The sequence below is a fragment of the Pelosinus sp. UFO1 genome (genome assembly GCF_000725345.1).
Taxonomy (GTDB): domain Bacteria; phylum Bacillota; class Negativicutes; order DSM-13327; family DSM-13327; genus Pelosinus.
The window spans coordinates 638,032-661,192 of the sequence record NZ_CP008852.1 but is presented as its reverse complement, the minus strand read 5'-3'; the positions used below and the strand labels follow the sequence as shown (position 1 = coordinate 661,192).

At 39.4% G+C, this 23,161-nt stretch carries 20 protein-coding genes, 12 tRNA genes and 1 other annotated feature; all 32 genes read right to left on the bottom strand.

Annotated elements, in window-relative coordinates:
- Nucleotides 1–13 precede the first annotated feature (13 nt).
- The 32 genes from rpoB to gltX all read right to left on the bottom strand — a co-directional run bounded on the left by rpoB (nt 14) and on the right by gltX (nt 23,087).
- The gene (gene rpoB, locus UFO1_RS02860; RefSeq protein WP_038667710.1) at nt 14–3,844 is read right to left on the bottom strand and encodes a DNA-directed RNA polymerase subunit beta; all 3,831 of its coding nucleotides are present in this window, start codon (nt 3,842–3,844) and stop codon (nt 14–16) included.
- 513 nt (nt 3,845–4,357) lie between these two features.
- On the bottom strand, nt 4,358–4,726 hold the full coding sequence (gene rplL / locus UFO1_RS02855) for a 50S ribosomal protein L7/L12 (protein WP_038667708.1): 369 nt from the start codon (nt 4,724–4,726) through the stop codon (nt 4,358–4,360).
- Between the two features lie 39 nt (nt 4,727–4,765).
- A complete protein-coding gene (rplJ, locus tag UFO1_RS02850) occupies nt 4,766–5,296 on the bottom strand; it encodes a 50S ribosomal protein L10 (RefSeq protein WP_038667705.1) in 531 nt (176 codons plus the stop codon).
- Nucleotides 5,297–5,526: 230 nt separating this feature from the next.
- A complete protein-coding gene (rplA, locus tag UFO1_RS02845) occupies nt 5,527–6,228 on the bottom strand; it encodes a 50S ribosomal protein L1 (protein WP_038667702.1) in 702 nt (233 codons plus the stop codon).
- Nucleotides 6,229–6,287: 59 nt separating this feature from the next.
- Nucleotides 6,288–6,713 carry a 50S ribosomal protein L11 gene (gene rplK / locus UFO1_RS02840; RefSeq protein ID WP_038667698.1) on the bottom strand — a complete coding sequence of 142 codons (426 nt, stop codon included), beginning with the start codon at nt 6,711–6,713 and terminating at the stop codon, nt 6,288–6,290.
- Between the two features lie 87 nt (nt 6,714–6,800).
- Nucleotides 6,801–7,331 (bottom strand): transcription termination/antitermination protein NusG, encoded by a 531-nt coding sequence (gene nusG / locus UFO1_RS02835; RefSeq protein WP_038667695.1) that lies wholly within the window; start codon nt 7,329–7,331, stop codon nt 6,801–6,803.
- Between the two features lie 40 nt (nt 7,332–7,371).
- On the bottom strand, nt 7,372–7,587 hold the full coding sequence (secE, locus tag UFO1_RS02830; RefSeq protein ID WP_038667693.1) for a preprotein translocase subunit SecE: 216 nt from the start codon (nt 7,585–7,587) through the stop codon (nt 7,372–7,374).
- A 49-nt stretch (nt 7,588–7,636) separates the two neighbouring features.
- A tRNA-Trp gene (locus tag UFO1_RS02825) sits at nt 7,637–7,712 on the bottom strand.
- A 22-nt stretch (nt 7,713–7,734) separates the two neighbouring features.
- The gene (gene rpmG, locus UFO1_RS24255) at nt 7,735–7,884 is read right to left on the bottom strand and encodes a 50S ribosomal protein L33 (RefSeq protein ID WP_071841980.1); all 150 of its coding nucleotides are present in this window, start codon (nt 7,882–7,884) and stop codon (nt 7,735–7,737) included.
- 315 nt (nt 7,885–8,199) lie between these two features.
- A complete protein-coding gene (gene tuf / locus UFO1_RS02820) occupies nt 8,200–9,402 on the bottom strand; it encodes an elongation factor Tu (RefSeq protein ID WP_038667690.1) in 1,203 nt (400 codons plus the stop codon).
- Nucleotides 9,403–9,633: 231 nt separating this feature from the next.
- Nucleotides 9,634–9,710, bottom strand: a tRNA-Met gene (locus UFO1_RS02815).
- Nucleotides 9,711–9,775: 65 nt separating this feature from the next.
- Nucleotides 9,776–9,851 (bottom strand) — tRNA-Thr (locus tag UFO1_RS02810).
- A 47-nt stretch (nt 9,852–9,898) separates the two neighbouring features.
- Nucleotides 9,899–9,974 (bottom strand) — tRNA-Met (locus UFO1_RS02805).
- 150 nt (nt 9,975–10,124) lie between these two features.
- Nucleotides 10,125–10,209, bottom strand: a tRNA-Tyr gene (locus UFO1_RS02800).
- Between the two features lie 13 nt (nt 10,210–10,222).
- Nucleotides 10,223–10,298: transfer RNA gene (locus tag UFO1_RS02795), tRNA-Thr, on the bottom strand.
- A gap of 79 nt (nt 10,299–10,377) precedes the next feature.
- Nucleotides 10,378–10,454: transfer RNA gene (locus tag UFO1_RS02790), tRNA-Met, on the bottom strand.
- A gap of 73 nt (nt 10,455–10,527) precedes the next feature.
- Nucleotides 10,528–10,603 (bottom strand) — tRNA-Thr (locus UFO1_RS02785).
- Between the two features lie 47 nt (nt 10,604–10,650).
- Nucleotides 10,651–10,726 (bottom strand) — tRNA-Met (locus tag UFO1_RS02780).
- Nucleotides 10,727–10,803: 77 nt separating this feature from the next.
- A tRNA-Met gene (locus UFO1_RS02775) sits at nt 10,804–10,879 on the bottom strand.
- A 150-nt stretch (nt 10,880–11,029) separates the two neighbouring features.
- Nucleotides 11,030–11,114, bottom strand: a tRNA-Tyr gene (locus UFO1_RS02770).
- A gap of 20 nt (nt 11,115–11,134) precedes the next feature.
- Nucleotides 11,135–11,210 (bottom strand) — tRNA-Thr (locus UFO1_RS02765).
- 160 nt (nt 11,211–11,370) lie between these two features.
- Entirely contained in the window at nt 11,371–12,174 is an 804-nt protein-coding gene (locus UFO1_RS02760; protein ID WP_038667688.1) for an undecaprenyl-diphosphate phosphatase, read from the bottom strand.
- Nucleotides 12,175–12,355: 181 nt separating this feature from the next.
- Nucleotides 12,356–13,615, bottom strand: coding sequence for a diphosphate--fructose-6-phosphate 1-phosphotransferase (pfp, locus tag UFO1_RS02755; protein ID WP_038667685.1), 1,260 nt, complete (start codon nt 13,613–13,615; stop codon nt 12,356–12,358).
- Nucleotides 13,616–13,950: 335 nt separating this feature from the next.
- A complete protein-coding gene (gene sigH, locus UFO1_RS02750) occupies nt 13,951–14,658 on the bottom strand; it encodes an RNA polymerase sporulation sigma factor SigH (protein WP_038667682.1) in 708 nt (235 codons plus the stop codon).
- Between the two features lie 143 nt (nt 14,659–14,801).
- Nucleotides 14,802–15,317 carry an NYN domain-containing protein gene (locus tag UFO1_RS02745; RefSeq protein WP_038667680.1) on the bottom strand — a complete coding sequence of 172 codons (516 nt, stop codon included), beginning with the start codon at nt 15,315–15,317 and terminating at the stop codon, nt 14,802–14,804.
- A gap of 75 nt (nt 15,318–15,392) precedes the next feature.
- Entirely contained in the window at nt 15,393–16,745 is a 1,353-nt protein-coding gene (locus UFO1_RS02740) for a VanW family protein (protein ID WP_038667677.1), read from the bottom strand.
- Complete coding sequence (gene rlmB, locus UFO1_RS02735; RefSeq protein WP_038667675.1) at nt 16,746–17,495, bottom strand: 23S rRNA (guanosine(2251)-2'-O)-methyltransferase RlmB; 750 nt, start codon at nt 17,493–17,495, stop codon at nt 16,746–16,748.
- Between the two features lie 472 nt (nt 17,496–17,967).
- Nucleotides 17,968–18,651: an FAD-dependent thymidylate synthase gene (gene thyX, locus UFO1_RS02730; RefSeq protein WP_038667672.1), complete on the bottom strand. Its 684-nt coding sequence runs from the start codon at nt 18,649–18,651 to the stop codon at nt 17,968–17,970.
- Nucleotides 18,648–19,148, bottom strand: a complete 501-nt coding sequence (locus UFO1_RS02725; protein WP_038667669.1) for a Mini-ribonuclease 3 — start codon at nt 19,146–19,148, stop codon at nt 18,648–18,650. The genes thyX and UFO1_RS02725 overlap by 4 nt, the downstream gene beginning before the upstream one ends.
- The gene (cysS, locus tag UFO1_RS02720) at nt 19,145–20,590 is read right to left on the bottom strand and encodes a cysteine--tRNA ligase (RefSeq protein ID WP_071841979.1); all 1,446 of its coding nucleotides are present in this window, start codon (nt 20,588–20,590) and stop codon (nt 19,145–19,147) included. Before cysS ends, UFO1_RS02725 begins: the two co-directional genes overlap by 4 nt.
- Entirely contained in the window at nt 20,571–21,248 is a 678-nt protein-coding gene (gene cysE / locus UFO1_RS02715; RefSeq protein ID WP_038667666.1) for a serine O-acetyltransferase, read from the bottom strand. Before cysE ends, cysS begins: the two co-directional genes overlap by 20 nt.
- Before the next feature lie 52 nt (nt 21,249–21,300).
- Nucleotides 21,301–21,513 (bottom strand) — a binding site (T-box leader).
- Between the two features lie 110 nt (nt 21,514–21,623).
- Nucleotides 21,624–23,087 (bottom strand): glutamate--tRNA ligase, encoded by a 1,464-nt coding sequence (gltX, locus tag UFO1_RS02710; RefSeq protein WP_038667664.1) that lies wholly within the window; start codon nt 23,085–23,087, stop codon nt 21,624–21,626.
- Between the last annotated feature and the right edge of the window lie 74 nt (nt 23,088–23,161).

Below are 23,161 nucleotides of genomic sequence, written 5' to 3'. Positions count from 1 at the left end.
CTCCCTTACCCAATTACTCAATTTCCTCGTCGTCTATCTCTTCTAGTAAGTCACGCTGTGTTTGTTTTTTATCTTTACCTTTTACCTTTTTAACCGATTTACGGCCTGGTAATTCAAGATCATCCACAATACCACTATCGTCTAAATCAAACTTATCTTCATCCATCTCACCGATTTCAGCGATAATATCTAATTCTTCCTCTAGGGGTTCCATTTCATCAGTACCTTCGAATTCATCCAGAACATCCGGTTCTAACTCAGCCTTAGTGCGGGTATGTGCTTCATCAGGCGGCACTGCCACAGCCGTTGGCGAGCCAATATTTAGCTCAAGTTCCTTAGCCACTTGATGAATATCTTCATCTATGTCATCTATCATGATTTCCTGAGCATCTTCATTTAAAATTTTGACATCAAGACCGATACTTTGCAGCTCTTTTATCAAAACTTTAAAGGATTCAGGCACTCCAGGTTCAGGTATGTTTTCACCCTTAACAATCGCTTCATAGGTTTTCACACGCCCGACCACATCATCGGATTTTACAGTTAAGAGTTCTTGTAATGTATAGGCAGCACCATATGCTTCCAAAGCCCATACTTCCATTTCCCCGAAACGTTGACCACCAAATTGAGCTTTACCACCCAATGGTTGTTGGGTAACCAAAGAATAAGGACCAGTAGAACGAGCATGAATCTTGTCATCAACCAAATGGGCTAATTTCAACATGTATACCCAGCCTACAGTAACACGATTGTCAAAGGCTTCCCCTGTACGTCCATCATAAAGGACAGTTTTACCATCCTCAGAAAGGCCAGCTGCCTTAAGTGTTCTAAAGACCTCTTCCTCATGAGCTCCATCAAATACTGGAGTCGCTAGATTAATGCCAGCAATACCAGGTTTAGGCAGACCATGTTTATCAACATCATAGCCTACTTCTTTAAGTCTGTCTGCAACGCCAGGAGAGTTCGTTCTAATTTGCATACCAAAAGCAGCAGCAGCCATTCCCAAGTGGGTTTCAAGTACCTGTCCGATATTCATACGGGACGGTACGCCCAGTGGATTTAGTACAATTTGTACTGGGGTACCATCTGGCAAGAAAGGCATATCTTCTTCACGCATAATACGTGAAACAACCCCTTTATTACCATGGCGACCAGCCATTTTGTCACCTTCAGAAATCTTACGTTTCTGGGCAATGTATACACGTACTAAGAAATTCACGCCTGGCGGTAATTCATCACCGTTCTCCCGGCTAAATACTTTAACGTCAACAATCTTACCAGCCTCACCATGTGGAACCCTAAGTGACGTATCACGAACTTCACGGGCTTTCTCACCAAAAATGGCTCGAAGCAAACGTTCCTCTGCGGTAAGTTCTGTCTCGCCTTTTGGAGTAACCTTACCTACTAGAATATCCCCCGGACGTACTTCCGCACCAATACGAATAATACCGCGATCATCAAGATCTTTCAGTACTTCTTCCGCCACATTTGGAATATCTCGAGTAATCTCCTCTGGGCCTAGTTTTGTATCTCTGGCATCACATTCATATTCTTCAATATGTATGGAGGTATATATATCATCTTTTACAATTTTTTCACTTAATAAAATCGCATCTTCATAGTTATAACCTTCCCACGGCATGAAAGCCACCAGGACATTAAAACCTAATGCTAATTCACCTTGATCAGTAGCAGGCCCATCAACCAATACCTGGCCTTTTTCTACCTGCTCACCTTTGTAAACGATTGGTTTTTGATTGATGCATGTTCCCTGATTGGAACGCAAATATTTAAGTAATTTATAGTTATCCAAAGTACCACGTTCTGTACGTACCCGTATTTCGGTAGCAGTAACTTTTTCAACTACACCAGCGTTCTTTGCTAAAATCAAAACACCAGAATCGCGGGCGGCTTTATATTCCATCCCAGTTCCAATAAGTGGCGCCTGAGTTCTTAAAAGTGGCACTGCTTGACGTTGCATGTTCGCACCCATTAAGGCACGATTCGCATCATCGTTTTCCAAAAATGGAATCATAGCAGTAGCAATGGATACAACTTGCTTAGGAGATACATCCATATAGTCAACTTTTTCAGCTGGAATGACTAAAATTTCGTGCCTATGACGTACCGTAACCCTAGGTTCAACAAACCAGTTATTTTCTCCTAATGGTTCATTCGCCTGAGCACATACGACTTCATCTTCCTCGTCAGCTGTCAAATAGCGAACTTCTTCTGTCACAATACGGTTATCCTTATCAATTTTCCGATAAGGAGTTTCAATAAAGCCAAACTCATTAATACGTCCAAAAGTTGATAGAGAACCAATCAAACCGATATTTGGACCTTCTGGCGTTTCAATAGGGCACATACGTCCATAGTGAGAATGATGTACGTCACGTACTTCAAAGCCAGCGCGTTCACGACTGAGTCCACCAGGTCCCAAGGCGCTTAAGCGACGTTTATGTGTCAACTCTGCCAATGGATTGGTTTGATCCATAAACTGAGACAACTGACTAGAACCAAAGAATTCTTTGATTGCAGCCACGACAGGACGAATATTAATTAAAGCTTGAGGAGTAATTACATCTACATCCTGAATGGTCATACGTTCTTTTACTACCCGTTCCATACGAGATAAACCAATACGGAATTGATTTTGAAGAAGTTCACCTACAGAACGTAAACGTCGATTACCTAGATGATCAATGTCATCCACATTGCCAAAACCATCCATCAAATTTAAAAGATAGTTAACCGAGGCTAAAATATCTTCTCTTGTAATAGTCCGATGATTATAAGGCAAAGTAGGGTTACACAGCATTTTAACTGGTGAACCATCTTTTAATTTAACTTTTACTTCAATTAAGGCATCACTTGCAAACACACCACTTTGCTCAATATGGTCAAGTACTTTCTCATCCACGATAGTATCTGCAGCAACGATTACTTCACCCGTTTCAGCATTTACGATTGGTTGATAAAGTGTCTTACCCATTAGACGCCTGCGCCAGCCTAATTTTTTGGTTAATTTATAACGACCTACCGTTGCTAAATCGTAACGCTTAGAATCAAAAAATAAGGATTCCAGTAATTGAGTAGCATTGTCAACTGTAGGCGGCTCACCCGGGCGAAGCCTTTTATATATTTCAACTAGGGCTTCTTCTCTAGAATTGGTGTTATCCCGTTCTAGCGTGGCGCGAATTCGCACATCATCATGGAACAGTTCAGCAATAGAAGCATTAGATGCGTAACCTAAGGCACGAATCAATACAGTTGCTGGCAGTTTTCGTGTACGGTCAACACGGACAGACATCACATCATTGGCATCTGTCTCTAGTTCTAACCACGCACCACGATTAGGAATCACTGTAGAATTATACAGTTTTTTACCTGTCGCATCGATGGATTCATTATAGTACGCACCAGGCGAGCGTACTAACTGACTAACAATAACCCGCTCTGCACCATTAATGATAAATGTACCATTTTCGGTCATTAGCGGGAAATCACCCATAAATACTTCTTGTTCTTTAATTTCACCAGTCTCACGATTAATTAATCGAACATTAACACGTAAAGGGGCAGAATAGGTAACGTCCCGCTCTTTACATTCTTCGACGTGATACTTGGCTTCGCCTAATGTAAACTTTTCAAAGGTTAATACTAAATTACCCGTAAAGTCTTGAATCGGCGAAATGTCATGGAAAATCTCTTGTAGCCCTTCCTTCAGAAACCAGTTATACGAATTTTTCTGAATTTCAATCAGATTGGGCATGTCCAGTACTTCTTTAATCTTGGCATAACTATATCTGATTTTTTTGCCAACCGGAACAGGATTAAACATTAAATCCTTCACCCCTTAGCCCAAATTAAACTCTACACCTTAGCAGCATTCTCATTCATATGTACTAAAAAGACAAGATCCTGCCACTGGTATAAAACCTTTACATAATCCATTATTGCGTGGCACATAATATAATATAACAATTAAGCAAAATATAATAATTATACAGTGAAAGACGGTAACAAGCAGCACCGATTAATTTAGGGTGGCACCACAATACAAAAAAAGCAAGGTTTCTCCAGTCAAATAAAAGACCTTGCATTTGTCTACATGATGAAACGAAATTCCATCCTCCATATATTACTATTTCCTACCAATCGAATTTTTATACCCACACAATAAAAAAAATATTACCCTAAAATAAACATTCTTTGCATTGAACAATGATACCACAATAAGGCTTCTTAGTCAATACTTACAAAATACTTTTAGTAAAAAAAATATAAAGAGCACCACAATGGGTACTCTTTATATTTTTTACTTTAAAATTTAGTAATATAAACTAAATTATAATTACTTAACTTCTACAGTTGCGCCAGCTTCTTCAAGCTTAGCTTTGATTGCGTCAGCATCAGCTTTAGCAATTTTTTCTTTTACTGCTTTAGGAGCGCCATCAACTACTTCTTTCGCTTCTTTCAAGCCAAGGCCTGTGATTTCACGAACAACTTTGATTACGTTGATTTTGCTAGCGCCAGCATTAGTAAGGATAACATCAAATTCAGTTTTTTCTTCAGCAGCAGCACCAGCAGCTACAGGAGCAGCAGCAGCAGCCACAGGAGCAGCAGCGGATACACCAAATTTTTCTTCTAGAGCTTTCACCAATTCGGATAATTCAAGAACACTCATGTTCTCAATAGCTTGCATAATTTCTTGTTGAGTCATTTTAAAAAACCTCCGTTAATTTTATAATTTTATATTTTTTTAAGCTGATTCTTTTTGTTTGCGCACAGCTTCAAGCGCATATACGAATTTGCGGATAGAACCTTGAAGAACATTGACAAAACCAGCAATCGGAGATTGCATGCCAGCCAACATTTGGGAAAGAAGAACTTCGCGGGATGGTAGGTTTGCCAAAGCTTTAACGCCTTCAGCATCAATAACCTTACCTTCCAACAAACCAGCTTTAACTTCCAATGCTTTCAATTTATGTTCTTTTACGAAATCAGAAATTACACGCGCTGGAGCAACTGGGTCTGTTTCAGATATAGCAATTGCAGTTGGACCTTCAAGATAAACGTCCAAACCTTCAATACCTACTTCCTGAGCAGCAATCCGTGTCATAGTATTTTTTACTACACGGTATTCTACACCAGCTTCGCGTAATTTACGACGAAGTTGAGTATCTTGCGCCACAGTAAGACCACGGTAATTTGTTAATACCGCACCTTTACTAGCAGACAGTTTCCCTTTAAGTTCGGAAACGATTGATATTTTTTCTGATGTTACAGCCACTAAAATCCACCTCCTTTAAAAGATTAACAAAAACTAAACGACCTCACGGCAGATAAAAGCCGGAGGTCGCTAATAGCAAAAGCTACAGTCATAATCCCCGACCTCGGCAGGCGAACTCCAAAGAAAGATTTTCATCTTACTTTCGTTCATTATCAATACCTGCTGTCTACAGCCAAAATAATTTATTTAGTTGTAACGTCGAAGATTATCCCTTTGCTTCTTACATACAATTATCTCTTGGTAGAGACCTTAAGTGGATTTACTTTTACGCCAGGACCCATAGTAGTGCTCACAGTGATACTACGCATGTATTGTCCTTTTGCAGCAGCTGGTTTCACTTTGTTCAAGACATCAACCAAAGTTTGGAAGTTTTCAATAAGTTTTGCATTATCAAAAGATGTCTTACCAATTGGTGCATGGATATTACCAGCTTTATCAGTACGATATTCGATTTTACCGGCTTTAATTTCATTAATAGCACGAGTAACATCTAATGTAACTGTACCAACTTTAGGGTTTGGCATTAAACCTTTAGGGCCTAATACTTTACCTAAACGACCAACAGTACCCATCATATCAGGAGTAGCAACTGCTACATCAAACTCAGTCCAACCACCTTGAATTTTAGCTACCAAATCATCAGCACCAACAAAATCAGCGCCTGCAGCTTCTGCTTCTTTTGCCTTTTCGCCCTTAGCAAAAACCAAAACAGTTTTGGTTTTACCAGTGCCATGAGGCAATACAACAGCGCCACGAACTTGCTGATCAGCATGCTTAGGATCAACACCCAATTTAATAGCAACTTCAACGGTCTCATCAAATTTAGCGCTAGCTGTTTTTTTAGCAAGTTCTATGGCTTCTTCAGTTTCATATAACTTGTTAGCTTCAATCAGCTTAGCAGCTTCTTCATACTTTTTACCATGTTTCGGCATATTAAAAACTCCTTCATAATTGTGGTGTAGCGGAAAATCCTCCCACATGATATCAAAGACTAGTCTACGATATCAATACCCATACTACGGGCTGTGCCTTCGATCATACGCATAGCAGCTTCTACAGAAGCAGCGTTAAGATCTTGCATTTTTGCTTCAGCGATTTCACGAACTTTGTCGCGAGATACTTTAGCAACTTTTTTCTTATTTGGTTCTCCTGAAGCAGTTTCAATTCCAGCAGCTTTCTTAAGCAGAATTGGAGCTGGCGGAGTCTTGGTTATAAAAGTAAAGGATCTATCTTCGAATACGGTAATTTCAACTGGAATAATAAGACCAGCTTGACTAGCGGTTCTTTCATTAAAATCCTTAACAAATGCCATAATATTCACACCAGCTTGACCGAGTGCAGGGCCGACTGGAGGCGCTGGAGTTGCTTTACCAGCAGGAACTTGCAATTTTACAAGTTTTACAACTTTTTTAGCCATTTTAGCTTACACCTCCTTATATACATAATGTGGTTTTGCGGGTATTTCTACCCTCCCACCTGTATCATAAAGTTTCAAGAACTTTATTTAAACTTTCTCTACTTGAGAAAAATCTAATTCTACTGGTGTTTCCCGTCCAAACATGTCAACAAGGACTTTGAGTTTGCTACGGTCATGATAAATTTCAAGCACCTTGGCTGTCCAATTTTCGAAAGCTCCAGAGGTAATACGAATTACTTGAGAAACTTCGATATTTAACTTCGGCTTAAGCTCTTCAATGCCCATCGATTTAAGAATGTTTTTCACTTCGGCATCGGTAAGCGGGATAGGCTTAGTACCAGAGCCAACAAAACCTGTAACACCTGGCGTGTTGCGTACAACATACCACGATTTATCATTGACAATCATTTCTACCAAAACATACCCGGGGAAAACTTTTTTCTTAGTAATCTTCTTTTTGCCATCTTTCATTTCAACTTCATCTTCCATAGGTACTACTACCCGAAAGATTTCATCTTCCATGCCCATAGAATGGACTTTACGTTCCAGATTAGCTTTTACTTTGTTTTCATAACCAGAATATGTATGGATTACATACCAATTTTTTTCAGATTCCATTACCTTCAGGGACGCCTACTTACGTCCCCACCCCCTTAGCCTACTTGATAATAAAATGTAATAACTGGGTAAATACAGCATCAATTGCCCATATCAAACCTGCAACTAGTAATACAGCAACAAATACCACTCCTGTATTAGAAACAAGTTCTTGTTTGCTAGGCCAAGATACTTTTTTTAATTCCGCTTTTACTTCGCGAAAAAATTTCTTCCAGCGCGAAGAATTGGTTTGAACCGCTGTTTCTTGGGCAACCATTTTCTCACATCCCTGTCTTGTACTGCTAATTCAAGCATTAAAGACCAACTGGCAGGGGCGGCAGGAATCGAACCCGCAACCAACGGTTTTGGAGACCGCTACTCTACCAATTGAGCTACACCCCTACTTACGAAATTTAATAATAGCTTATTTCGTTTCTTTGTGTAAAGTATGTTTTTTGCAAAACTTGCAATACTTACTGAATTCCAATCTATCCGGATCATTTTTTTTGTTTTTATTGGTCTGATAATTGCGTTGTTTGCATTCAGTGCAGGCCAACGTTACCGCATTGCGCATCCTGTACACCTCTCTTACCTGTAAATACGGCACTAATTCAAAATGCCACTAATATAATCTAGCATACTTATAGCAGACTGTCAATACTAGATCCCTACTATATTGTGGAAAATCATGCTGTGCTAGATAATAAAATAAAACAGGGAGTCCCCCTGTCTTATAGCTATATCCATTCATAGAGATTCTATACGCATATTATTAAAATGTCAAGACAAATAACTTACTGGGCTTTTGCTCTACTCCACAAAGGTTTGAAAGTGTAATATTAATAAAAAGAAAGCCTGGCATATCCAGGCTTTCTTTTTATTAATAATGTTACGCTTCAATTGCAGTTACTACGCCAGCGCCAACAGTACGGCCACCTTCGCGAATCGCGAAACGTAAACCTTCTTCAATTGCAATTGGAGTTATGAGCTCAATTGACATTTGAATGTTGTCACCAGGCATTACCATTTCTACACCTTCTGGCAAATGTACTACACCAGTAACATCTGTTGTACGGAAGTAGAATTGTGGACGGTAGTTTGTAAAGAATGGAGTATGACGACCGCCTTCTTCTTTAGACAACACGTATACTTCTGCTTTGTATTTTGTGTGAGGTTTAATTGTACCTGGCTTAGCCAATACTTGACCGCGCTCGATATCTTTACGCTCAACACCACGTAATAATGCACCAATGTTATCACCAGCTACTGCTGAATCCAACAATTTACGGAACATTTCTACGCCTGTTACAACAACAGTTCTAGGCTTTTCAGTCATACCAACGATTTCAATGTTGTCGCCAACTTTGATTTCGCCACGTTCTACACGGCCAGTAGCAACTGTACCACGACCAGTAATCGTGAACACGTCCTCAACAGGCATCAAGAAAGGTCTGTCTGTTGCACGAACAGGAGTTGGGATGTATTCATCTACCGCATCCATTAATTCGAATATTTTACCGCACCATTTGCATTCGCGACTTGCACAACCGCAGTTAAGTGCTTGTACAGCGGAACCACAAACTACAGGAATATCATCACCAGGGAAATCATAGCTGGAAAGAAGTTCACGAACTTCCATTTCAACTAATTCGATTAATTCTTCATCATCAACCAAGTCAGCTTTGTTCAAGAACACTACCATAGAAGGTACGCCTACTTGACGAGACAATAGAATATGTTCACGTGTTTGTGGCATAGGGCCGTCAGCAGCACTTACTACTAGAATCGCTCCATCCATTTGTGCAGCACCAGTGATCATGTTTTTTACATAATCAGCATGGCCTGGGCAGTCAACGTGAGCATAGTGACGTTTTTCAGTTTCATACTCAACGTGAGCTGTATTAATTGTAATACCACGTTCTCTTTCTTCTGGAGCTTTATCAATCATGTCATAAGCCATGAATTCTCCGCCACCATGTTTAGAAAGAGTCATAGTAATTGCAGCTGTTAAAGATGTCTTACCATGATCGACGTGACCAATTGTTCCAATGTTAATATGTGGTTTATTTCTTTCAAACTTTTTCTTTGCCATTTAAAAATCCCCCTTAATTTTATTACATAACCATGAAATAGTGGTTCCATTCCAAACGAAAACCCATAGGTCTAGCGTTGCATATCATACCAGCTACAACTTGAGTCTTCTACTTCTGAAATTTTATTATACTTACTTTATTTTACAAAGCTACAATATTCTATTTTTTTATTAAAACTCCTGCTGGATAACAAAAAAACTTCGTCTTAAGACGAAGTTTTATTACTTGTTTGGTGGCGGCGCAGGGATTTGAACCCCGGACCCTGCGGGTATGAACCGCATGCTCTAGCCAGCTGAGCTACACCGCCATATTTATATTGTCACCTACAGTCCATCTACACTATTAGTAATATCCATTCCCCATAGTATCAAATGGAGCTAGTGACCGGGATTGAACCGGTGGCCTTATCCTTACCAAGGATACGCTCTACCGACTGAGCTACACCAGCAATATGAAACCACTTTAAAAGCTTTGTTTTAAAACAGTTATAAACATTGGTTGCGGGGACAGGACTTGAACCTGTGGCCTTCGGGTTATGAGCCCGACGAGCTACCAACTGCTCCACCCCGCGATATTCAATACAACGGCTGTCGCTAAACATTCATCTGCTTTGTTACTCCTGTGAGCACTCGCTCAACATACGTTAGTATGCCCTCGCTCGTGTTCTCGTCGTGCCTCGCATCTAAATATTTATCAACACCCTAGACACTAATGATAATAATGGTGGATGGGGCTGGATTCGAACCAGCGAAGGCGGAGCCGGCAGATTTACAGTCTGCTCCCTTTAGCCACTCGGGAACCCATCCATAGACAGCAAAATGGAGCTGGAAACAGGACTTGAACCCGCAACATCCTCATTACAAGTGAGGTGCTCTACCAGTTGAGCTATTCCAGCATGTGTTATGTCACATTGTTTTCCTCAGCGACATTTACTATTATACAACAATCAATTTGTTATGTCAATATCTTTTTTTTGGTGGCGGCGCAGGGATTTGAACCCCGGACCCTGCGGGTATGAACCGCATGCTCTAGCCAGCTGAGCTACACCGCCATATTTATTCATTGTCACTTACTATCCATTTAGACACTACTAGCAATATCAGATATTTTTCCATAGCATTAAATGGAGCTAGTGACCGGGATTGAACCGGTGGCCTTATCCTTACCAAGGATACGCTCTACCGACTGAGCTACACCAGCAATATGAAACCACTTTAAAAATTATGTTTTAAAATAGTTATAAACATTGGTTGCGGGGACAGGACTTGAACCTGTGGCCTTCGGGTTATGAGCCCGACGAGCTACCAACTGCTCCACCCCGCGATGTTTCATTGAGATTAGTAATTAATATTTTAAACATAGTTTAGCTTTACTAACAACTAAACTAATTTTAAAAACGTTGGTTGCGGGAACAGGACTTGAACCTGTGACCTTCGGGTTATGAGCCCGACGAGCTACCAACTGCTCCATCCCGCGATATCCAATACAACGGCTGTCGCTAAACATTCATCTGCTTTGTTACTCCTGCGAGCACTCGCTCAACATACGCCAGTATGCCTTCGCTCGTGTTCTCGTCGTGCCTCGCATCTAAATATTTATCAACACCCTAGACACTAATGATAATAGTGGTGGATGGGGCTGGATTCGAACCAGCGAAGGCGGAGCCGGCAGATTTACAGTCTGCTCCCTTTAGCCACTCGGGAACCCATCCATTTTATACTGAAAATAAAATGGAGCTGGAAACAGGACTTGAACCCGCAACATCCTCATTACAAGTGAGGTGCTCTACCAGTTGAGCTATTCCAGCATAACCTTTGACGAGATTTAATTATATCACAACATCTTGGTTTTGTAAACATGTTTTTTCATCATCTTTACAACCCGTCATGTGCTGCTTAAATAATATATTATATTTTTCTCATTATGTCAATGGTTTTTTCATAATATCGTTTATATACTTAGCGTTCCTATATTCTACCGAAGAAATAATAATAGGAAGCAGCAGCCAATACAAAACGATAATAAGCAAAAGAAGCTAATGTAGACTTATTCAAAAAGCTAATAAACCAAACAATCGATAGATAGGCTACAACAAAAGCAACAACAAAGCCAATAGCGAACATTTGCAGATCTGCAATGTTTAATTTATCCCACACCTTTAGCAAATCATATAAACATGCCACTGCCATAAGGGGCACAGCAATAATAAATGAAAACTCAGCAGCAGCAGCACGACTCATTCCGAGCAAAAGCCCCCCTGAAATCGTAGAGCCAGAGCGAGAAAAACCAGGCCATAGGGCTAACACTTGAAACAATCCTACAAAAAAAGCTTGTTTCAACGTCATTTTATCTACATCTGTAGTAACTGGACGTTTTGCTACTTTTTCAGCAACAAGCATTAAAATAGCACCTAAAATTAGTCCAACAATTACAGTGTATGGTGAAAACAGATAGGTTTTGATCGGTTTATGTAATAAATAGGCAATCCCCATCACAGGGACAATTCCGGCTAATATATGTTGCATGGACAATCCACCGCCAAACATACTTACCTTTTGCGGCCTGAGTATGCGAGCAAACTTTTCACGATATAAGAAAATTACGGATAAAATAGCACCAAGCTGAATAAACACCTCAAATACGCTGGCCTTCTCACCTTCAAACCCTAACATACTTCCTACTAAAATCATATGCCCTGTAGAAGAAACAGGTAAATATTCCGTTACACCTTCTACAATACCAATAATTACAGCAATTAAATTTTCACTCAAATTATCACACATCCTTATTCAATATAAAAAAATACCCATAAAAGCTATTATACCGCAAAACTTAGTTCAAATACATCCTTTAATTAATATTCTTTTTTCTCTTAAATAGCACATAAAAAAAATAAACCGCAAAGACGAATGCCACGGGAGTGTGGCATTTGCCTTGCAGTTTAGTCTATGCTTAATCTAATAAGTAGGCGAAACGTTTAACAAAATCATCTGGATCTACATTAATCATCAACGCCATTTTCTTCAAATCTGTCTGAGAATACAAATCATCTTTCTCTAAGCGAATCATAAATTCTCGTGCAATACGGTAGGGCACTGAGTTCACATTTACCATACGTACTTGTGTTTTTTTCGTATTCATATCCAATATCTCTTCAAAAGGAATTGGGATAATTACATTATTTTGAATCGTGATAAGTGCATCCGTGCCATTATTTTTCAAAAATTCAAAGGCTGCAAAACCTAAATTACGAGTGTATTCAATATCAAAAGCATTTGGCGGTGCGCAACGTAATTCATAACCTATTTCTTTACCTACAATCGTCATCTTTATTCCTAATTCCGCAAGGTTTTTCACGACTGCTTGTTTTAATAATTCTGGGAAATTTAACTCCGTATAACGGATATGACCATGTTCGTCAAAGCATGTACAATCTAATTCCTTTAAATCTTCAACTGCGATTTTTTCTACTAATCCCTCGGCAACCACAGCTACACCATAATTTCTTTTGCTTGTCAGACGTTTAATAATGGAACCCACTAGAATGTCAACAAGCATCTGTAACCGAATCTTCTTATCACCAAATTCCTCTGGAATAATGGTTAAAGTTGCTCCTGCACTTTTTCCAATACCTAGGGATAAATGTCCCGCAGTACGCCCCATCGCAATTGCAAAATACCAACGACTGGTGGTTTTAGCGTCTTCCATTAAATTGGTAACAAGCTGGCTGCCTAATGCGCGAGCTGTTTCGAAGCCAAAAGTAGGGATACCTTCCGGTAAGGGCAAATCATTATCGATGGTTTTAGGTACATGAACTACGAACAGGTCAATGCCTAATACCCTTCTGGCATACTCTGCTACCTTGCATGCAGAATAAGCAGTATCATCTCCACCAATTGTTACAAGGTGAGTGACCCCCATCTCAATTAATGTATTTACTACATTACGCAAATGAGCATCGCTTTTTGTTGGGTTTGCTCTAGCTGTTCCTAATATACTACCACCATCAAGGTGTATTCTACTAACCATATCAATGGTTAGAGGCACAACATTTTTTTCTGCATTACACAAGTGAGTATATCCTTCATAAATCCCTAGTACATTCCATCCATGCTTTATAGCCTCAATTGTTACTGCACTAATTACACTATTCATTCCAGGCGCTGGACCGCCTCCACATAGAATAGCTACTGTTTTCTTGGATTCCATCATACTATAAATCCCCCTATACATTAATATTACTATTAGGCATTACAATACATAATCATATTTCTTTTCATACCTTTTTAGAATGTTGTGTACAGTATAAATAAAGTGTTATATCTCTTCATCAAAAGCAGTAGCATTCTTTTTCAAATAGAATAGTTTTCATTTCTTGGAATATTCTTACTATTTTCTTTCGACATATATAATAAAATCCCTTTAAAGACTGGTTTATTTTTAGAAAAAATACAAATCTTTACAGGGATAATAAAAAAAAGGAAAAACAAAGCTAACGCTAAGTTTTTCCTTATATGCTAATCATTGCTCTTATCACCATAACCAGACTATCCTTGGGTCTCTTTGCCAAAGCCGGCAAGACCTTTGTACATATCTTGAATATCGCTATCATCCCCACGATTATCTAGATACCGTTCTAATTTACGTTTCACCCTCTGCAGAGCATTATCAATTGATTTCACATGGCGGTCTAGTTCTACAGCGATTTCCTGATAAGACTTACCATCAAGATATGCCATGAGCACTTTCCACTCAAGATCGCTCAAAATCTCTCCCATTTTCTCTTCAATATCAATAAATTCTTCTCTACTAATCACTAGTTCCTCAGGGTCGGATATTTTGGAACCTGATAATACATCTAGTAGAGTTCGATCTGAATCTTCATCATAAATAGGTTTATTTAAAGATACATATGAATTCAAGGGAATATGTTTTTGCCTTGTAGCTGTTTTTATAGCTGTTATAATCTGGCGAGTTACGCAGAGTTCAGCAAAGGCCCGAAAAGAAGAAAGTTTATCAGTGCGAAAATCACGAATGGCTTTATAAAGTCCAATCATACCTTCTTGAATAATATCCTCACGATCGGCACCAATCAAAAAATATGACCTAGCTTTCGCTCGAACGAAATTGCGATACTTGTTAATCAAGTAGTCGAGTGCGATTGTATTATCACTATCTTTTGCATCAAGCACAATTTCTTCGTCACTCATATTTTCAAATGAGCCATACAAATCGCATTGAGTATTAAAACGCATCGCATCGCCCCCACTCTCAAATTGCTACACATTCACAAAAAGAAAATGCACTAAAGGATTAGTGCTCTAAGTTATGTGTACATGCCACTTCAAAGCAAATTATACCTTACTGTCCTCTATTTCGTCAAGCTTAACTTGTCTAGCTACACCCTTTTACGAAGTTCATGTAGACGTTTTACGACATCACTATTCAAACGCCCCTCTAATTCTTGCCGCCTATAGGTAAGAGGAGACTCTGAAAAACCTTCTCTGATTAACTTATTAACCTTTTTCACATCTTGTAAAAGTTCCCTAGCAGAAATGCGATAAGCTCCTGCCCCTAATATGACCATTTGTTCCACCCAATCAGACGTAACTACATAAACCTGCCTTCTTAGGCGAACTAGATCATAAGACATTTTCTCAATATGGCTATCTGCAGTTTCTCCTTCACGGGTATATACAACTGTGATTTTTCCAGTCATCTCCTCAAATACTCTAGCCCCGCTCACCGCATTCGCATCAAAAACTACGGTAACCTCTAAATTTTGAAAAGCACCATAGCCGGCCATAATGCCAATCAATTTGTCCCGAGCATCTTCAAGATTATTTTTATAAATATTCAATTCTGGCCAAGCATGAATTACATTATATCCATCAACCAATAGAACATCTTTCATAATAATTCTCCCATAACCTAAGCATCAGACTATATTTCATAAATTTCCTATTACATACTCATATCATCTTACATCTTAGTTGCTCTCAATTGAACCTGCGAAAGACGGTTTTTTTGTCCCCACTTTTACAACCGTATCATCTGCTAGATAGATATCCTTCGATAATACTTCTTTTCTAATCTGGCCCTCTTTTGGCTGTATCAGCCTTATGGTGGTTACTGCATAACCTGGCTTTCCCTCTTTATCTACTAATGTTTCTCCGATATATAAACTATCATCTTGTTTTTTAATAATTGATGGTAGAATTTTCTCTTGCTCTTGCGTTCTAATTTCTACCTTTTCCTGTAAAGGCTGCTGTCCCAAAATACCTACTATTAGTTTATTCCCTACTACTTCCGCCATAATAAGCAAAGGTCCAGGAGTATTATTGACAAATTTAAAATCCAAAGTGCCAAATGCTACTGTAGCATCCCGCCCTAAAGGTACATAAGACAAAGGCTTCGAGTGGTTATACCTTTCCGTGATTGATAGATTTGCCAAGATAGCCGCGTTATACAAGGTTGAGGATACTTGACATATACCACCACCAACGCCTGGAACAAACTCCCCGTCGACAATTTCAAGAGCTTCCTTAAAGCCGTATTCCTTTTCTCGTGGACCGACTATCTCATTAAAAGAAAAAGCTTTACCCGGCTCTAAAATCGTTCCATTGGTTTTCCAAGCCGCCAACTGTATGTTAGCTGTACGATTGGTATCTTGCTTATTAAAAGTAGTCGTATAGCTACTCAAAATTTTCTTTATACCAGTAGATGCGATATCATCCACTGTTATTTTAGGATAGAGAATTTTTACTGGTAACGTAACAACGTTGTTATCAGGCTTCTTAAAAGTCTCTAGGATAAGAGGCTCCAAGGCATCTGACTCCAAGCTATACCCCTGTTCCTGAGGAATAATGGTTCCTGCTACCATACTAAAAGTAGCATTACGAGCTGGGCGCTCAATCGCCCCTCTCCATTCTTCAAACAGGTTATTCAATTTATCTTTATTATACTTGATAGCAAGGGAAATAGGATAGCCTTCCTGCAAACTTGTCCCAATTTTTCTTATTCTTTCCCACCAGGATCCAGTCCGCCCATAACGTAAAGCCTCATCCAGGGTAGTATCCACATCAATATCTAAATCAATACTGCTGGCATCTACCTTTACCTTTGTTCCGTCATGATATACCATAATTGATTTATTGTGATACTCTTTTCTCCATGTTGCTAATAATTCAGCTACTTCTTCTCGACTACGTCCACTAATATCTACCCCTTCTACAGCCACCCCTTTATATACATTAGGATAAAACGATATAAAAAGAAGCAAACCTAAACAGCCTATTAGCAAAATGCCAAGCGCGGTCATTCCTAACCACGTATTTTTCACTTATTTTTTCATCTCCCGTTGTCTGACAACCTCATATAATAATAAAGAACAAGCTACAGAGGCATTTAAGGAACTAATTTTCCCTAACATCGGAATGCGCACTACAAAATCGCAATGTTCTTTTGTTAGACGTCCCATACCTTTGCCCTCATTCCCTACAACTACAACAATCGGTCCTGTCAAATCTGCATCATAGTAATTCTTTTCCCCATCCATATCAGCCCCAACGATCCACATACCCGACTTTTTTAACTCTTCTAACGTTTGAGATACGTTCCCAATCCTAGCTACAGGTACATATTCTACAGCTCCAGCTGAAGTCTTGGCTACAGTGCTTGATAGAGGACAACTGCGTCTTTTTGGCATTAGAACTCCATGTACTCCCGCAGCATCTGCCGTACGCAAAATAGCCCCTACGTTATGAGGATCTTCTAATTCATCTAACAAAACAAGAAAAGGAGTCTCTTCAGGCGCCGTCGCTTTGGATAAAATATCTTCTAATTCTGCATAGTCTACTGGCGGTATGCTAGCTACCACTCCTTGATGTTTTTTCCCTTCTGTCATTCCATCTAGCTTACTTATTTCTACCTCTTGTATTATGAGTCGTTTTTCACGGGCCAAGGCGATTACCTCACGAATAGAACCTTGTCTTTCTCCTTTTGCCACGAATATCTTATTGATTGGCCGACCACTTTTCAAGGCCTCCATTACACTATTTCGTCCCATAATAAATTCTTCTGCTTCTGACATTATGTTTCCCCTCTCTATCATCATTTGATGACACTCTATTTTTCCCTTTTTCTCATAAGGTATGTATTAACACGTAATCTTGCCTAACTTATACTCTAACATCCACCGACCCCTGCTTAAGTACATCTACTTATAAAGAAGACTTGATTCAGGGACTTAGCCACTCTTAACTCCCACTTATATAAGTGAGCCTTGGATTCGAAAATCCTTAGAGCGAACTTACTTCGAGTTTTACAGACTGTTATCCTAACCAGAGGGCAGGATATTACAGGCTGTTAACGAGATGTAGATGGGAGTCTTAGAGCGGTTTAGTCATCGGATAAATACGCTTTTATTTATTCCTGCATTCTAGCGTTAAATCATATGAACCACAAAAACACAAAGGACACAAAGAGGCTTATACATTCTGTTACTCTTTGTGTACCGCGGCAGCGGTATTGTGTCTTTGTGGTTCATCTAAAATTTAAGGCTTTTATTTAGCACTACCTTGCATAGCCGCGAGGCGACCACAAGTTAGTTCACCTTCACTGCAATAATTGCCAGTTATGCAAGTAGGACCTGCTTTTTTAAAAAGTAAAGGAGCAGCTTTTTTCACCTCAGCTAACATCAGTTCTGCCAATCTTCTAATTTCCCATTGGGCCCTTGCACAACAACGAAGTTCAAAAAAATGCAATAAGGTTCTAGCATTCATTGTTACAACGATTTTAGTTTCCGCAGCATTAGCCAAACAATATCTAGCATCTTCTTTATGGACACCTAGGTCAACTAATTCATTATAGGTATTACGAATTTGCTGCATTAACTGTTCAAACTTTTCTTTAGCAACCTCATTCGATGCAATTGTCGGCGGCAGGATATATTCAAAATCATGTTCACTAACATAACGCTGAGATTGTTGAGAATAAGATGCAATCCGATGACGAACCAACTGATGGGTCAATACACGTGAAACACCTTCTACGGCAAAAGTAAAGCTTACATGTTCTAATGTCGATAAATGTTCCATTTCGACAATTTTACTAACTAGCTTTTCTACTTGCGAGTCAGACATAGTTTCTACTAAATCTTCTGCTCCAACTGGCGAATAGCAAAGCCGGGCTGACATTGCTACCATCCTTTCTGGATTAGGAGTATGAGATATCATTTTTACTTTCATTTCTTTCCCCCGCTATCTTTAGCAGCCTTTGTCATTTCCCGGGAAATGACCGCAAATGCTTTTTCCACAAGTTCTGACAAACGCTCGTATTTTTTGCCTAAATACAGATACCCTAATAATGCCTCAAAACCTGTACTGTTACGATATTCAGCCACAGTGGCACTTTTCGGCACTGTTGACTTGGCATTTCGCCCTCGTTTAACAATACTCATTTCCTGCTCTGTTAGCCCACTTTCTAAAGACTGGTAAGCTACAGCTTGCATAGTGGCAGAAACGATTTTTGAGTCAAGTGTATGAAGTACTCTGACCTTATTTTGTTCATAGGATAAAAGTGTCGTTCGCACATACAATGTAAAGTAAGCATCACCCACATAGGCTAACACCAACGGATGTAAACGTTCCACTGGTATATCTTTGTATTTTACCTTTGGAGGCCCATCCCCTTCACTTTCGCAAAATGCATTTTGTAATAGAAACTGAAATTGGTCAAATTTCATCGTTTTTTCCACCTTACGCCTTGAGCGGAATCTTCTAAAACGATACCTACTGCACTAAGGCTATCACGAACTTTATCCGCAGTAGACCAGTCTTTATTTTGACGAGCATGTTGGCGAATATCAATAATAATATCCATCAGTTGCTCAACTAGTTCTTGGTTATCATCCACTTTATCTTGTTGTCCCTGCACTAAAATTCCCAATACGTTAGCCATCATAAAATATGCTTCGCGCAGCAACCTATAGCCTTCTTTTGTATGCTGTACTTTGCCTGCTAACACTGCATTGTAGTATACATTAATTTCTTTAGCTAAACCAAACATGACACTAATGGCTAAAGAGGTGTTAAAATCATCATCCATAGCCTTATAAAAATCCTCTATTGCTTTTTGAGACACTTTCTTTAATTCATCGGTTTTATCACTAATACCTGTATCTAGCTGTTTCTCCAAGTACATTACATTCTCTACAGCCGTACGTAATCTTTCCAGACTGCGCTGTGCCTCAGACAAACGCTCATCGCTAAAATCAAGAGGGCTGCGGTAATGCGTAGATAAAATAAAAAATCGTAATACTTCAGCAGAATAATGTTCTAGAATGTCCTTTACTAAAAAGAAATTTCCTAAGGATTTACTCATTTTTTCTTCGTTTACCGTGATGAAACCATTATGTAGCCAATAACGGACGAAGGGTTGTTCCTCGTCCATAAAGGCTTCTGATTGAGCAATTTCATTTTCATGATGAGGGAAAATCAAATCACTGCCACCACCATGAAAATCAAAACTGTTTCCTAAATATTTAAGGGACATAGCTGAACACTCAATGTGCCAACCTGGCCTCCCCTTTCCCCAAGGGCTTTCCCAAGCAGGCTCACCTGGTTTCGCACTTTTCCATAAAGCAAAATCCATAGGATGTTGTTTACGTTCATCCACATCCACTCTAGCTCCTGCCTTCATATCCTCAATGTCACGTCCGCTTAATTTCCCGTAGTCATCAAACTTCTCTACGCTATAATAAACATCGCCATCAACAATATAAGCATAACCTTTATCCACTAGCCCCTGAACTAGAGCAATAATTTCAGTCATATGCTCTGATACTGTAGGATATATATCAGCCCGAAGAATATTTAACTTATCCATTACTTCAAAATAAGAAGCAATGTACCGGTTGGCAATAGTATCCCATGTCACTCCTTCTGTATTGGCAGCCTTAATAATTTTATCATCTACATCTGTAAAGTTCTGTACATGATAAACCTCATACTTACAGTGAGTAAGATATCGTTTAATCACGTCCCAAGTAATAAAGGGCCTAGCATTACCAATATGAGGATGGTTATAAGGGGTTACCCCACAGACATACATTTTAACCTTTCCTGCCTCATTAGGCACAAACTCCTCTTTTTGTCTCGTCATCGTATTATAAACTCTTAATGTCACGTTTCTCTAACTCCTCTTCTAACTGACTTATCCGTTCTTCCATTTTAAACATATTACGCTGTAAACATTGCATCATCTCTTGCACTGGATCTGGTAAATCATCATGTTCTAAATCAATGTCCTCTAATCCATTTACCTTTTTACCATTATGCCACACTACCTGCCCTGGAATACCAACTACCGTGGAATTAGGCGGCACGGCCTTTAATACAACAGAACCAGCACCAATTTTTGAGTTATCGCCTACTGAAAAAGATCCTAATACTTTGGCTCCACTGGCAACGACTACATTATTTCCAATGGTCGGATGACGCTTCCCCTTCTCTTTACCTGTCCCGCCCAAAGTAACTCCTTGGTATAAGGTAACATTATCACCAACCTCAGCAGTTTCCCCAATTACGATACCTGTGCCATGATCAATAAATAATCCCTCGCCAATTGTAGCACCTGGATGAATTTCAATCCCGGTTAAAAAGCGAGCTAAATTGGAAATCATACGAGGTAATACTACAAAACCCCTTTTAAAAAAATAATGTCCAATACGATGCAGCCAAATAGCGTGAAGCCCTGGATAACACAACAATACTTCCCATACAGTTCTAGCAGCCGGATCCCTCTCAAATACCACTTTGATATCTTTTTTTATACGAGAAAACATAGGATCTCCCCCCTTTCTTATTGAAATAGTCAACAAAAAGACCACTGTCTCATACAGAGACAGTGGTCCGTGGTTCCACTCTGCTTAGGCATAAAATGCCCCTTAATCGCACAATAACGGCTGCTACCGAGCGGGCCTACTATAACTTCGACCAACCTGTTCTTGGGTGCATTTGGGCGTATCTTACCTAGTATCACTCTCAGCCAGTGGCGATACTTCTCTGGATGGCAGATTTACACTTACTTATCCCAGTCATTACATTTCTAATATATATCTATGTATATATCTATGCGATATCGACAAAAAAAGTACCTTGCATACATTACCCTTTTTTATCATATATGAAATTATACTAAGGGAAGATAGCAGTGTCAATTAAATTTTAGTTAACGTGGTAGTCAATCGATTAATTATTCTTTCTCTACCAAGCAACGCAACTACCTTATCCAAATCTGGACCATGCATCTTACCTGTTAAGGCAACCCTAAGGGGCATAAATACTTTTTTCCCACCTAGCTTTAATTCTTTTGTAATGCTTTTTAGAAGAGCTTTTACGCTAGGTGCATCTACCACTTCTAATGCTGTTAGTTTTTCGCGGAAGCTCTCCATAACAGCAGGGACATCAGCATCTTTCAATACTTGCATCGCTTCGTCATTCTCAAATTCCACATTATCATTGAAGAATATATCAATATGATTGACAATTTCTGCTGCATAACTAATATATTCTTGCAGTAGCGTTACCACTTCAATCAGCCATTGTTTCTTTTCCCCGCTAATCCCATCGCCAATATAACCTGCCTCTTTTAAATGTGGCAAAGCAAGTTCCGTAATTAGTTCAGGGTCCGCTTTTTTGATATATTGGGCACTGATATAATTTAACTTATCGAGATCAAAGACTGCTGGATTTTTTGCTACTCGTTCCATAGAAAATTCTTGAATGAGCTCTTCTATTGAGAAGAATTCCTTTTCTCCACCAGGAGACCAACCTAAAAGAGCCAAGAAATTGACGATTGCTTCTGGCAAATATCCGAGCTTCCGATAGCTATCAACTGCCGTTGCACCATGGCGTTTGCTCATCTTTGTACGGTCAGTGCCTAAAATGAGAGAAATATGCCCAAAAACTGGAGGAACAAACCCTAATGCCTCATATAAAACAACTTGCCGAGGAGTATTCGATAAATGTTCCTCGCCACGAATGACATGAGTAATCTTCATTAAGGCATCATCTACTACTACGGCATAGTTATATACGGGAACCCCGTCGGATTTAACAATTACAAAATCACCAACACCATTGGAATCAAAACTTACTGTATCACGGACCATATCTTTAAACATAATCTGTTGATTCTCTTTTACATGAAAACGTACGGTAGGTTTTACACCCCGTTTAATAAAATCCGCCTTTTCTTCTTCTGTAAGATGTCGACAGCGACCGCCATAACGAGGGTTTTCACCCTTATCTAATTGCGCCTGCCTTTCCGCATCAATTTCCTCTTCACTACAGTAGCAATAATAAGCCTGTCCATTCTCTAACAATTGTTTTGTATAGGTATCATATGTATCTAAACGCTCCGTCTGGCGGTAAGGTCCATATGGCCCTCCTACGTCAGTACCTTCATCCCAGGTTATACCTAACCAACGAAGAGCCTCTTTAATTCCCTCTTCTGATTCCTTTGTAGAACGCTCCAAATCCGTATCTTCAATTCGCATGATAAATTTACCATTAAACTTTTTAGCCAATAACCAATTAAATAAAGCCGAACGGGCACCACCAATATGAAAGGGACCTGTTGGACTTGGCGCAAACCTTACTCTAATCTCCTGTTGTAACATGTAAACTTCCCCCCAAAAACTTCTTTCTATACCGAATCATTTTCGTTAGTTCCATATAATTCTAGCAGATTCTA